General features: G+C 63.2%; 14 protein-coding genes. 13 read left to right on the top strand and 1 reads right to left on the bottom strand.

What is annotated here, in order from left to right; all coding sequences use genetic code 11:
* The first annotated feature begins 128 nt into the window (after positions 1-128).
* From LC083_RS13750 to LC083_RS13810, 13 genes are all read left to right on the top strand, one after another.
* Positions 129-581: a GatB/YqeY domain-containing protein gene (locus tag LC083_RS13750; RefSeq protein ID WP_226700900.1), complete on the top strand. Its 453-nt coding sequence runs from the start codon at positions 129-131 to the stop codon at positions 579-581.
* A complete protein-coding gene (locus LC083_RS13755) occupies positions 578-1,273 on the top strand; it encodes a hypothetical protein (RefSeq protein ID WP_226700901.1) in 696 nt (231 codons plus the stop codon). The genes LC083_RS13750 and LC083_RS13755 overlap by 4 nt, the downstream gene beginning before the upstream one ends.
* 32 nt (positions 1,274-1,305) lie before the next feature.
* Positions 1,306-3,207 carry a DNA primase gene (gene dnaG / locus LC083_RS13760; RefSeq protein ID WP_226700902.1) on the top strand — a complete coding sequence of 634 codons (1,902 nt, stop codon included), beginning with the start codon at positions 1,306-1,308 and terminating at the stop codon, positions 3,205-3,207.
* Positions 3,208-3,216: 9 nt separating this feature from the next.
* Positions 3,217-5,241 (top strand): RNA polymerase sigma factor RpoD, encoded by a 2,025-nt coding sequence (gene rpoD, locus LC083_RS13765; RefSeq protein ID WP_226700903.1) that lies wholly within the window; start codon positions 3,217-3,219, stop codon positions 5,239-5,241.
* A 33-nt stretch (positions 5,242-5,274) separates the two neighbouring features.
* Positions 5,275-5,940: a class I SAM-dependent methyltransferase gene (locus LC083_RS13770; protein ID WP_226700904.1), complete on the top strand. Its 666-nt coding sequence runs from the start codon at positions 5,275-5,277 to the stop codon at positions 5,938-5,940.
* Positions 5,941-6,258: 318 nt separating this feature from the next.
* A complete protein-coding gene (locus LC083_RS13775; RefSeq protein WP_413469467.1) occupies positions 6,259-7,668 on the top strand; it encodes a sensor histidine kinase in 1,410 nt (469 codons plus the stop codon).
* A complete protein-coding gene (locus LC083_RS13780) occupies positions 7,665-8,015 on the top strand; it encodes a response regulator (RefSeq protein ID WP_226700906.1) in 351 nt (116 codons plus the stop codon). The genes LC083_RS13775 and LC083_RS13780 overlap by 4 nt, the downstream gene beginning before the upstream one ends.
* Before the next feature lie 74 nt (positions 8,016-8,089).
* A complete protein-coding gene (gene rpiB / locus LC083_RS13785) occupies positions 8,090-8,527 on the top strand; it encodes a ribose 5-phosphate isomerase B (protein ID WP_224830551.1) in 438 nt (145 codons plus the stop codon).
* A gap of 1 nt (position 8,528) precedes the next feature.
* Positions 8,529-9,842 (top strand): serine hydroxymethyltransferase, encoded by a 1,314-nt coding sequence (gene glyA / locus LC083_RS13790; RefSeq protein ID WP_319003446.1) that lies wholly within the window; start codon positions 8,529-8,531, stop codon positions 9,840-9,842.
* 11 nt (positions 9,843-9,853) lie between these two features.
* On the top strand, positions 9,854-10,078 hold the full coding sequence (locus tag LC083_RS13795) for a hypothetical protein (RefSeq protein WP_160607203.1): 225 nt from the start codon (positions 9,854-9,856) through the stop codon (positions 10,076-10,078).
* A complete protein-coding gene (nrdR, locus tag LC083_RS13800) occupies positions 10,079-10,549 on the top strand; it encodes a transcriptional regulator NrdR (RefSeq protein WP_222553194.1) in 471 nt (156 codons plus the stop codon).
* The gene (locus LC083_RS13805) at positions 10,536-11,267 is read left to right on the top strand and encodes an RNA methyltransferase (RefSeq protein WP_226700907.1); all 732 of its coding nucleotides are present in this window, start codon (positions 10,536-10,538) and stop codon (positions 11,265-11,267) included. The genes nrdR and LC083_RS13805 overlap by 14 nt, the downstream gene beginning before the upstream one ends.
* Positions 11,268-11,334: 67 nt before the next feature.
* Positions 11,335-11,595 carry a hypothetical protein gene (locus LC083_RS13810; protein ID WP_224830553.1) on the top strand — a complete coding sequence of 87 codons (261 nt, stop codon included), beginning with the start codon at positions 11,335-11,337 and terminating at the stop codon, positions 11,593-11,595.
* Positions 11,596-11,611: 16 nt separating this feature from the next.
* Here LC083_RS13810 and LC083_RS13815 read toward each other — a convergent pair whose 3' ends face one another.
* A complete protein-coding gene (locus tag LC083_RS13815; RefSeq protein ID WP_160607207.1) occupies positions 11,612-11,935 on the bottom strand; it encodes a chorismate mutase in 324 nt (107 codons plus the stop codon).
* Between the last annotated feature and the right edge of the window lie 4 nt (positions 11,936-11,939).

The following is an 11,939-nucleotide window of genomic DNA, read 5'->3' on the forward strand; positions in this document are numbered from 1 at the left end:
CGGCGATGTGTGCTAAGTCCCAGCCGCTAGGGACGTGAGCGAGTCCCGTCAAGCACAAGACTTGGCTTTGTGGCAGCTTGCCTTACATGGGGCCCGAACCATCCACACATTTAGAGCGAAGAGGCCTCATGCTCCGCGAGAAGATCCAGTCCGAAACCGTCACCGCCATGAAGGCCAAGGACAAGGACCGCACCGCCGCGCTGCGCCTGATCGCGGCGAAGATCAAGGATCGCGACATCGAACTGCGCACTTCGGACAAGAAGCCGGAAGACGATGACCTCGTCACCGACGTGCTGATGAAGATGGCCAAGCAGCGCCGCGAATCGATCGAAATGTACGAAAGCGGCGGCCGGCAGGAACTGGCCGACAAGGAAAAGGCCGAACTGGCCGTGATCGAGGAATTCCTGCCGAAGCAGCTGAGCGAGGACGAAACCCGCGCCGCGATCGCGCAGATCAAGGCCGACCTCGGTGCCGACGGCATGAAAGACATGGGCCGCGTGATGGGGGAACTGAAGGCCCGCCACGGCGCGACGCTCGACATGACCAAGGCCAGCGGCCTGGTGAAGGAAGCGCTTTCGTGAAGCGCCTTCTGCTCCTCGCCGCGCCTTTCGCGCTGGCGGCCTGCGGGACGAGCGAACCGGAACCCGCCCCCTCCCCCACGCCGACGCCTGCGCAGCCGCGCACGCTGGTTGGCGCCGATCTCGATCTCTCGTTGCTCGGCGCGAAGATCGTCGGGCCACAGGGTCCGGAGGTCGAAACGGTCCTGAGTGCCGGAAACCGCCAGATCGGCACGATGGTCAGCTTCGTCGCCTGCCCCGAAGGCACGACGGAATGCATTCCGGGCAAGATGCCGGAAGGGACCGTCTACACCTACGTCCACAGCGTGACGCTGGCCGAAGCGACTGCTGACGAGCCGGAAGCCGCCCCCAGCGAAGGTCCGGAAGTCGTCGAAAGCCCGCCGACCCTGTTCCGCACCACGGCCAAGGCCCACGGCTTCAACGCGGCGGTCGGCTATGCCAAGGCGCAGGCTCAGGCGACGCTCGGCAGCGAGGATGCCATCTCGATCACCAGCGACGACGGCCAGCTGATCTGGCGCGTGGTCGACGGCAGTGGCTGGAAGCCCGGCACGACGCTCACCTTTTGGTGGCAGTCGACGCTGGCGCCCGACGGTCCTGCCGATGCCTACCTGCTGGAAGTGGAAGGCAACCAGGCGGTCGCGCGCGGCCCCTTCCCGGCCGAGAAAAAAGCGGCAAGCGCCAAGCCCGCCAACTAGCGGTCCGCCCCCTCACGCGATAGGGAGAGGCCATGGCCCTCTCACCCCAATGGCTGGACGAATTGCGCATGCGGACTACCCTGTCCGCAGTAATCGGTCGCACCATCCGGCTGACCAAGGCGGGGCGCGAGTTCAAGGCCTGTTGCCCGTTCCACAACGAGAAGACGCCGAGCTTCTACGTCAATGACGAGAAGGGCTTCTACCATTGCTTCGGCTGCGAGGCGCATGGCGATGCCATCCGCTGGCTGACCGACCAGCGCGGCATGCCGTTCATGGATGCGGTGAAGGAACTGGCGGCAGAGGCAGGCATGGAAGTGCCCGCCCCTGACCCGCAGGCCGCCCGCCGCGCGGAAAAGCGCGCCAGCCTCCATGACGTGACCGCTGCTGCGCAGGAATGGTTCGAAGGCAATTTGAGGGGCGCGGACGGTGCGCGTGCACGCTCCTACCTCTCGCGTCGTGGTTTCTCGGACGCAACGGTGCGCGAATTCGGCTTCGGCTACGCGCCGGAAGATCGTCAGGCGCTGAAATCCGCCCTGTCGCGCTTCGAAGAACCGATGCTGATCGAGGCCGGAATGCGCATCACGGTCGAGGACAAGGAACCTTACGACAGGTTCCGCGGCCGCCTGATGCTCCCCATCCACGATGCGCGCGGGCGCGTAATCGCATTCGGCGGACGCATCCTCGATGGCGACAGCAATCCCAACGCACCGAAATACTTGAACTCGCCCGACACCCCGCTCTTCGACAAAGGGCGCACGCTCTACAATCTCCACCGCGCCGCGCCTGCCGCGCGGCAATCGGGCCGGATAATCGTCGTCGAAGGATACATGGACGCGATCGCGCTTGCCAATGCCGGCATCCGCGAAGCCGTGGCTCCGCTCGGGACCGCGCTGACCGAGAACCAAATCGAACTGCTCTGGCGACAGGTCGAACGTCCCATTCTGTGCTTCGACGGCGACAATGCCGGGCAGCGGGCTGCCATGCGCGCCATCGAACGGGCACTCCCGATGCTGCGCCCCGGCCACTCGCTGTCCATCGTGCGCCTGCCCGCAGGCATGGATCCCGACGACCTCATCCGGGAAAGCGGCGTCGGTGCGATCGAGGAGCTACTGGCCCGACCTGCCAGCCTGCTCGACACGCTGTGGGAGTTCGAGAAAGCCGCCGCCCCGCTTACCTCGCCCGAAGAAAAGGCCGGACTGAAGGCGCGGCTGATGCACAATGTCGAGGCGATCCAGCACCCCGACATCAGGGCGCTCTACAAGCGAGAGTTGACCCAGCGGTTTTCCGATTTCGCCTTCCCGCCGCGCCCCCAGCGCGAGTTCAAGCCGCGCGGCGAATGGAAGAAGGGCGGGTTTCCGGCCGTTTCTCCCCAGCTTTCACGCGAGGCGGAACAGCGCCTCAAGCGGGCCATCGAAGGCGGCTCGCGCGACCGGCTGGCTAGTGCCGTCATCCACGGCCTGCTGCGCCATCCCGGCGAAATTGCGCGGCATGAAGCTGCCCTTGCCCGCGTTGCCCAGAGTGACCGAAATGTCGGACCGGCGATAGATTCGCTGCTAGCTGCTGCCGAAACGCTTGATTCGCGGGCCGGATCGCCCATATCGCTACCAGACGGCCTACCTGCCCCACCGGAAACCCGATTATTCGCCTTTCTCGATGAAGGCACCGACCCAGGTGATGCGCGCGAGGACTTGGCCGAAGCCGTGTCACTGCTGGTCGAAAGGCCGGCACTCGAAGCCGCGCTCGCTGCTGCGACCGCACGATTCGAGAGCGATCCCGAAGGGGCTTTCGCCGAGCAGCAGCGCCTGCTGAAGCGAAAGCTGGAATTCGAGGCGCGACTCGGGCAAATGGCAAGCCGCAAGGCCGCTTCGGCGGTTACGAAAGATTCAGAAGCCGCGCAGGATACCGGGCCTGCAAGCGGCGATAGTACGGACTGATTGCTCTTTATGGCCACCAAGACCAAGTCGGGCGACAAGGATGACGCTCCGCTGATCGATCTCAACGAAGCTTCGGTGAAGAAGCTGCTCTCGAAAGCGAAGAAGAAGGGTTACGTCACTTACGACGAGCTCAACGACGCGCTGCCGCAGGGCGAGATGAGTTCCGACCAGATCGAGGACATCCAGTCGGCCCTGTCCGAAATGGGCGTGCAGATCGTCGAGAACGACGAAGATGCCGAACAGGACGACGAGGTCGAGGAAATCGCACCCGCCCCGTCTTCCGGCGAAGAGAAGGAAGCGGCCAAGAAGCCGGCCGGCCCCAAGAAGCTGGCTGCAGGCGAACGTACCGACGACCCGGTGCGCATGTACCTGCGCGAAATGGGCGCGGTGGAGCTCCTCAGCCGCGAAGGCGAAATCGCGATTGCCAAGCGCATCGAGGCCGGCCGCGACATGATGATCATGGGCCTGTGCCAGAGCCCGATCACCTTCCACGCCATTATCCAGTGGTCCGAAGCCCTCAACAACGAGGAAATGCAGCTTCGCGAGATTCTCGATCTCGATGCGATGCTGTCTAAGGAACCGCCGGCCGACAAGCTCAATGACGACGCCGAAGACGATGATGACGACGGCGAAATCTCGGAAGAAACCGCAGGCCCGACCATCCGCGACGACGACGAGGATGACGACGAGGACGAAAGCGGCGACGAGGACGACGAGGACGGCGAAGGTTCGTCCAAGCGCCGCGACGACGACGACGAGGAAGACAACACCATGTCCCTCGCCCAGATGGAAGCCGCGCTGAAGCCGGATGCCATCGAGCGTTTCGCACGTATCACCGACCTCTTCGGCAAGTTCGAAAAGCTGCAAGCCGAACGCGTCGAGGTCATGGGCCGCGGCGAGAACTTCCCGCCCGCCAAGGAAAAGAAGTACGAAGCGCTGTCGGAACAGCTCACCGCCGAGGTGGAAAGCGTCCAGTTCCACGCGACCAAGATCGAATTCCTGGTCGACAACCTCTATGCCTTCAACCGTCGCCTGACCGCCCTTGGCGGCCAGATGCTGCGCCTTGCGGAACGCCACAAGGTCAAGCGGTCGGACTTCCTCGATGCCTATATCGGCAACGAGCTCGACGACACGTGGATGGAAGAGAAGGTCAAAAAGGACAAGAAGTGGGCCGCCTTCGCCGAGAAGGAAGCCGACGCGATCGACCGCATCCGCGCCGAAATCACCGACATCGCCAGCCAGACCGGCATGGCGCTGCCCGAATTCCGCCGCATCGTGAACATGGTCCAGAAGGGCGAGCGCGAAGCGCGTATCGCCAAGAAGGAAATGGTCGAGGCGAACCTGCGCCTCGTGATCTCGATTGCAAAGAAGTACACCAACCGCGGCCTGCAGTTCCTCGACCTGATCCAGGAAGGAAACATCGGCCTGATGAAGGCGGTCGACAAGTTCGAATACCGCCGCGGTTACAAGTTCAGCACCTACGCCACCTGGTGGATCAGGCAGGCGATCACCCGCTCGATCGCCGACCAGGCACGCACGATCCGTATCCCGGTCCACATGATCGAGACGATCAACAAGCTGGTCCGCTGTTCGCGCCAGTTCCTGCACGATCAGGGCCGCGAACCGACCCCGGAAGAGATGGCGGAAAAGCTTTCCATGCCGCTCGAGAAGGTGCGCAAGGTGATGAAGATCGCCAAGGAACCGATCAGCCTCGAAACGCCGATCGGCGACGAGGAAGATTCGCACCTCGGCGATTTCATTGAGGACAAGAACGCGATCATCCCGGTCGATGCGGCGATCCAGGCGAACCTCAAGGAAACGGTTACCCGCGTTCTTGCCAGCCTCACCCCGCGCGAGGAACGCGTGCTGCGCATGCGCTTCGGCATCGGCATGAACACCGATCACACGCTCGAAGAAGTCGGCCAGCAGTTCTCGGTGACGCGCGAACGCATCCGCCAGATCGAGGCCAAGGCGCTGCGCAAGCTCAAGCACCCGAGCCGCAGTCGCAAAATGCGCAGCTTCCTCGACCAGTAGCGCACAGGGAATTCTGAGCCGCTCGATCGAACGATGGACAGTCTCGAAACAGCGGGTCCCTACTCCTACGCCGATTACGACGAGGCCCCCGACCCGAGCCATCGACCGATGTATCTCGCATCGGTGCTCGAACTGCTGCGCGAACTGCCGGCAGGGTCGCGTTTGCTGGATGCGGGCTGCGGCGGCGGCGATTTTGCGGTCGGGCTCCACGAGGCGGGCTACGAAGTGCTGGGCAGTGACGGCTCGCAAAGCGCCATTCGCGCAGCAAGAGCACGCGGGTTCGGAAGGTTCGAACAGGCGTCGCTCTATGACAATTTGCTCGAACCCTTCGGCAATCCCGATATCGCGGCGATCGTTTCGGTCGAGGTCATCGAACATCTTTACAGCCCGCTCACCTTCGTACGGCGCGCGCATGAAGCCCTGCCGGATGGCGGCCTGTTCATCGTCACCACGCCCTATTGGGGCTGGCTGAAGAATATCGCGCTAGCCGTCACGAACCGCATGGACCGCTCGCTCACCGCATTGTGGGAGGGGGGCCATATTAAGCATTTCTCGCGCGCCACACTGAGCCAGCTGATGGAAGAGAACGGCTTCGAGACGATCGCGTTCAAGGGTGCAGGTGAAACAGCGCGGCAGCGGCACATCCCCTATTTGTGGAGCGGCATGATGATGGCTTTTCGCAAGTCTGCCCGCACGTGATCGGCACGCCGTTGTAGCTGACACGCCCGATAGAAAGACAGGCGAGCTGACGCTTGTCACCAAGCAGATCGTGGAAGAGGAGCCCGTTTTTTCGGGGACGGGGAACCTCGAATCGCCTGTCATAGCCATTACCAGTCGGGGCTATCTCACTGATAAGCCCCGACTGTCGGCACCCCCGGGTCAATCACTCGAAAACATTCGCGTTTTTGCGGGAACCACGCGCTTCCATGACGATTGCGTGCGGTAAGAGGTCGATACGCCGGACGCACGATCCGGAACGCCTTCGGGGGTAAGCGCATACCGCAACACGTATCAGAAATCGACTTCCGGGAGCTCCTCGCTAGCTCGCCCAACCCCTATGTCCTGTTGAACCGCGACCTCGAAATCGCCTGGATGAATGACGCCTACCTGCGCGTCACCATGCGGGATCGGGATTCGATCGAGGGTCGCAACATTTTTGAAGCATTCCCGAGCGAGGGCGAAAGCTACCGCCAGTTGGCGGAATCCCTCGATCGGGTGCTCCGGACAGGGGAACCGGACGAAATCGCGCATATCCGCTACGACATCGCCAATCCCGACGGCACTTTCGACACGCATTTCTGGAGCGCGACCCACACGCCGCTAAAAGGTGACGACGGACAAGTCCGGTACATTCTCCAGCATACGGTCAACATTACCGAACTAGAAACACTGCGCCGGACCATCGACGAGGCCGGCGTCGTCGAGCGGGCAAAGAAGGTAGAGGAACGCTACCGAACCGCGTCGGAAGAGCTGGAACGCGCGCGGATGCTACTGGAACAGGCCCCGGGATTTGTCGCGGTCCTGTCTGGCCCCGAACATAATTTCGTGCTCGCAAATGCCGCATACCGGCGCCTTCTCGGCGGCCGCAGGCTAATCGGGCGTACGATCGCAGAAGCCCTGCCCGAAGTCGTGGAACAGGGCTTCCTGCGCATCCTCGACGAGGTGCGGGCCACCGGAAAACCCTATTTCGGCAATCGCGAACTGGTGACCCTCGTCGACCCGGAAACGGGCAAGGCGGAGGAATCCCACCTCGAGTTTATCTTCCAGCCCATCAGCGAGAAATCGGGCGATGTCACCGGCATCCTGATCCAGGGATACGACGTCAGCGAAGAGGTGGAGGCGGAAGAGCGCCAGAAACTGCTCATCAACGAACTCAACCACCGGGTGAAGAACACGCTCGCCATCGTGCAAGGCCTCGCCCAGCAGTCGTTCAAGACCGACCGGATGGATCATGGCCTTGATGTATTCGCCGCGCGACTTGCCGCGCTCGCCAGCGCGCACAATCTGCTCACCGAATACAACTGGAAAAAGGCTGACGTCGAAAAGATCGTCCGCCGTTCTCTCGAAGCAACCGCAGGAACCCAGTCGGAACGGTACTCGCTGACTGGCCCCAAGGTCACGCTCGACCCGCAATCCGCTGTCGCCCTCGCCATGGTGGTCCACGAACTGGCCACCAATGCCCTCAAATACGGGGCCTTGTCGGACGACAAGGGCTGCATCGCAATCACCTGGGACCGCCGGTTCGAGGAAGACGGATCACGTTTGATCTTCGATTGGCGCGAAAGCGGCGGGCCTGCCATCGAAGCGCCGACCCATCGCGGCTTCGGGTCCCGGCTCATTTCCCGCGCCTTCGGCAATCGCGGCGACTGTGCCGACCTCACTTACCACGAAGACGGCATGCATTGCCGCCTGGAGACGAAACTGTGAAACTCGACGGTGCCCGGCTTTTGATACTGGAAGACGAACCGATCATCGCTTTCGGCCTCGAGGACATGCTGGTGGACGAAGGCGCGCATGTTTCTCTCGCCACGGCACTCGACGAAGCACACGATCACTTGGCCGGAGGTACGTTCGATTGCGCGATCCTCGACGTGAACGTGCGCGGGCAAAAGAGCTACGATTTCGCAGAGGCGCTGAGGGGCCGTGGCATCCGCTTCATTTTCGCCACCGGCTACGGCGAAAGCGCCCATCCGGACGAATTCATGGACGTGCCGACGATCACCAAACCCTATTCGATCGAGCAGATCAGGGACACGCTGGCACGCCTCGGCTGACAAGAGGCAGGATCAGCCGTGGATGACGACACAAGACGGTGGATTGCCATTCCGTAAGTGCGTATGGCCGCCCCATGCGTATCGCCATTGCTTCCGACCATGCCGCTATCGACCTGAAGGCCGAACTGCGCGACTGGCTCATCGAACAGGGCCACGAGGTTGCAGATCTCGGTCCTGAGACCACCGACAGCGTCGATTACCCCGATTTCGGCTACCGCCTCGCAGGCGTGGTAGCAGACGGCACCGCTGAACGCGGCGTGGCGCTGTGCGGATCGGGCATCGGCATCTCGATCTCGGTCAACCGCAATCCCGCCGTTCGCTGTGCCCTCGTCTCGGAACCGCTTTCGGCAAGCCTGGCGCGCGAGCACAACGACGCCAATTGCATCGCCATGGGCGCGCGTCTGACCGGCAGCGACATGGCCAAGGCGTGCCTTACCGCTTTCCTCGAAACCGACTTCGCAGGCGGCCGCCACCAGCGCCGCGTCGACAAGCTCTCCAACCCGGAATTCTGACATGGCTACCCAGGCAAAAGATACCTCGCGCGACCCGATGGACCGTTTCTGGCACGACACGCTGGCCGAAGCCGATCCGGAAATCCACGAGGCTATCCGCAAGGAACTCAAGCGGCAGCAGGACAAGATCGAGCTGATCGCGTCCGAGAACATCGCGTCCTCCGCAGTGCTGGAAGCAACCGGTTCGGTCTTCACCAACAAGTATGCCGAAGGCTATCCGGGTAAGCGCTATTACGGCGGCTGCGACTATGCCGATGTCGTGGAAACGCTGGCAATTGAACGGGCCAAGCAATTGTTCGGATGCGGTTTTGCCAATGTGCAGCCCAACTCAGGCAGCCAGATGAACCAGGCCGTGTTCCTCGCTCTGCTGCAGCCGGGCGATACGTTCATGGGGCTCGACCTCAATTCCGGCGGCCACCTTACGCACGGCTCGCCCGTCAACATGAGCGGGAAGTGGTTCAACCCGGTCAGCTACGGCGTTCGCAAGGACGACGAACTGATCGACATGGACGAGGTCATGGCCACGGCGAAGGAGCACAAGCCCAAGCTGATCATCGCTGGCGGCACCGCCTATTCTCGCGTCTGGGACTGGGCCGCCTTCCGCAAGGTCGCTGACGAGGTCGGCGCCTACCTCATGGTCGACATGAGCCACATCTCTGGCCTGGTGGCCGGCGGAGCCCATCCCTCGCCCTTCCCGCACGCACATGTCGTGACCACGACGACCCACAAGTCGCTGCGCGGTCCGCGCTCGGGCGTGATCCTGTGGGACGACGAGGAACTGACCAAGCCGATCAACATGGCGGTCTTCCCCGGCATGCAGGGCGGCCCGCTGATGCATGTCGTCGCGGCCAAGGCGGTTGCATTCGGCGAAGCGCTCCGCCCCGACTTCAAGGATTACGCGCACCGCGTGGTCGAAAACGCCCGCGCGCTGGCCAAGAGCATCGAGGCGAATGGCCTGCGCGTCGTGTCCGGCGGCACGGACAACCATTCCATGCTGGTCGACCTCACCGCAAAGGACGTGACGGGCAAGGCGGCCGAAGCCGGGCTCGACCGGGCATGGCTGACCTGCAACAAGAACGGCATCCCCTACGACACGCGCAGCCCCTTCGTGACCAGCGGCATCCGCCTCGGCACACCGGCGGGCACGACGCGCGGCTTCGGGCCCGCCGAATTCGAGCAGGTAGGCAAGCTCATCTGCGAAGTGGTAGAAGGCCTCTCCCGCAATGGCCCTGAAGGTGACGGCCAGGTGGAAGAGCAGGTTCGCGGCAAGGTCGCCGAACTCTGCGCCGCCTTCCCTGTCTATCCGGGCCGCTAAGGAGACACCCGATGGAAGACCGCGAACCCGGACACCAGGATCACGACCTCATTCCCGATGCGACGGAAGAGGTGAAGAGCATGGCCAAGCAGGGTCTCGACCATCCGTCGACCAAGCCGGTCCTCGTCGGTGCGGCCATCGGGGCGGTGGCCGGTGGGATCCTTCCCGTGGTGACTTGGCCCATCGGCCTCGTGGCCGGAGCCGGCATAGCTCTCTACAAACGACTAAGGCCCTAAATGCGCTGTCCTTTTTGTGCCAATGACGACAGCCAAGTAAAGGATAGTCGTCCGACCGAGGATTCAACCTCGATCCGCCGCCGCCGCCAGTGCTCGAGCTGCGGCGCGCGCTTCACGACGTTCGAACGCGTCCAGCTGCGCGAAGTCACGGTGGTGAAATCCGGCGACCGGCGCGAAGCCTTCGACCGCAGCAAGCTGGAACAGTCCATCTCCCTAGCCTGCCGCAAACGCGATGTTTCGGCGGACCGTATCGACCGGCTCGTGTCGGGCATCCAGCGCCAGGTCGAAACCGCTGGCGAAGCCGAGGTAGCATCGCAGCGCATCGGCGAAATGGTGATGGACGGCCTGCGCCAGCTCGACAGCGTCGCCTATATACGGTTCGCCTCGGTCTATCGCGATTTCAGCGAAGCCCGCGATTTCGAGGAGTTCGCCAGTACCGTGCAGGAAGCCGCCGCCAATGAGCGAAGCTGACCAGCGCAAACCGGTAATCGTCCTCGTCCGGCCCCAACTGGGCGAGAATATCGGCAAGGCGGTCCGCGCCATGCTCAATTTCGGGCTGGTGGAACTGCGCCTCGTGGAACCGCGCGACGGCTGGCCCAACCCCTCGGCAGGCCCGGCCGCAGCAGGCGCCGACGTGGTGCTCGACAAGGCGGAAGTGTTCGCTTCGACAGCCGAAGCCGTGGCCGATTGCGCGCACGTCTATGCGACGACCGTTCGCAAGCGCGGCGTGACCAAGCCCGTCTACACGCCCGAAGAGGCCGCCCGCGAAATGGCCGGAGCGGTGGGGCGCAGCGCGATCCTGTTCGGCCCTGAACGGTCAGGCCTCGAAACCGAGGACGTGGCCCTTGCCCGCGCCATCCTGACTGTCCCGATCAATCCCGACTTCGGCTCGCTCAACCTCGCGCAGGCCGTGATCCTGTGCGCCTACGAGTGGTCGAAACACGAAAGCCTCGTGCAGCCGACGCAGGAAGACCTCCTGCCCCCTGCGCCGCAGGACGAACTCGAAGGACTGATCGGCCATCTCGAAGGTATGCTGGAGCCCAAGGGCTACTTTCTTCCCGCCACACGCGCCGACGCCACGCGGCGCACGCTTCGCGGCGTACTTACCAAGCCGGGCTGGAACCATCTCGAGGTGCGGACCCTGCGCGGCGTTTTGTCGAGCCTGGAACGTCGTTCAAAGAAAGACTGATCGTTTTCGGGAAAATGGGCGCCATCGCTGACACCGCTCGAATCCCCTGTATTTTAAGGACTTCCCCATGCGTATCGCCCTGACTGCACTTTCCGTCCTCGCGCTTTCGGCTCCGCTGGCCGCGCAGGATCACTCGCACCACGGCGACCACGCGACGACCGAAGCCAAGCAGGAAGCTGCAAAGGCCGAGAAGAAGAAGCAGAAGAAGATCTGCAAGAACGTCGGCAACATGGGCACGCGCTTCTCGGAAAAGGTCTGCCTGACCGAAGCCGAATGGGAAGCCGAACGCCGCGCGACGCAGGACGGCATCCGCGACGCCAAGCGCTGAGGAGGCGGCCTGCGCCTCAGCTGCGCAGGCGGTCCCACTCCTCGAGTTCGTAGGCGATCGAGGTTTCGACCAGCTCTTCCCAGATCTGCGCGATCTTTCCGGCGGGAAGGTCGCGCTTTTCCGCATCGAGACGGGCATTGGCGATCACTTCCGCCTTGCGCGCCTCGTCCCGCACGACATTGCGGTCCTGCTTGATGCGCGCAGCTGCACGCATGTAGCCGAACCGCCGGTCGAGCAGGGCCATCAGTTCGCGGTCCGTGCTGTCCACTCCTGCGCGCACTTCGCGCATGTCGGTGCAGTCTTCGGGCAGCGTGATTTCAACGGGCTTGGTCGTGTCCATGGGG

The sequence above is a fragment of the Qipengyuania gaetbuli genome, from assembly GCF_020524765.1.
In the GTDB taxonomy this organism is placed as follows: domain Bacteria; phylum Pseudomonadota; class Alphaproteobacteria; order Sphingomonadales; family Sphingomonadaceae; genus Qipengyuania; species Qipengyuania gaetbuli_A.

What these genes read in the sequence shown, in the direction of transcription:
- LC083_RS13795 (WP_160607203.1), top strand. Translation starts at nt 9,854, where the DNA reads ATGGAAGACCGCGAACCCGGACACCAGGATCACGACCTCATTCCCGAT.
- LC083_RS13770 (WP_226700904.1), top strand. Translation starts at nt 5,275, where the DNA reads ATGGACAGTCTCGAAACAGCGGGTCCCTACTCCTACGCCGATTACGAC.
- glyA (WP_319003446.1), top strand. Translation starts at nt 8,529, where the DNA reads ATGGCTACCCAGGCAAAAGATACCTCGCGCGACCCGATGGACCGTTTC.
- rpoD (WP_226700903.1), top strand. Translation starts at nt 3,217, where the DNA reads ATGGCCACCAAGACCAAGTCGGGCGACAAGGATGACGCTCCGCTGATC.
- LC083_RS13810 (WP_224830553.1), top strand. Translation starts at nt 11,335, where the DNA reads ATGCGTATCGCCCTGACTGCACTTTCCGTCCTCGCGCTTTCGGCTCCG.
- dnaG (WP_226700902.1), top strand. Translation starts at nt 1,306, where the DNA reads ATGGCCCTCTCACCCCAATGGCTGGACGAATTGCGCATGCGGACTACC.
- LC083_RS13805 (WP_226700907.1), top strand. Translation starts at nt 10,536, where the DNA reads ATGAGCGAAGCTGACCAGCGCAAACCGGTAATCGTCCTCGTCCGGCCC.
- LC083_RS13815 (WP_160607207.1), bottom strand. Translation starts at nt 11,935, where the DNA reads ATGGACACGACCAAGCCCGTTGAAATCACGCTGCCCGAAGACTGCACC.
- rpiB (WP_224830551.1), top strand. Translation starts at nt 8,090, where the DNA reads ATGCGTATCGCCATTGCTTCCGACCATGCCGCTATCGACCTGAAGGCC.
- nrdR (WP_222553194.1), top strand. Translation starts at nt 10,079, where the DNA reads ATGCGCTGTCCTTTTTGTGCCAATGACGACAGCCAAGTAAAGGATAGT.
- LC083_RS13750 (WP_226700900.1), top strand. Translation starts at nt 129, where the DNA reads ATGCTCCGCGAGAAGATCCAGTCCGAAACCGTCACCGCCATGAAGGCC.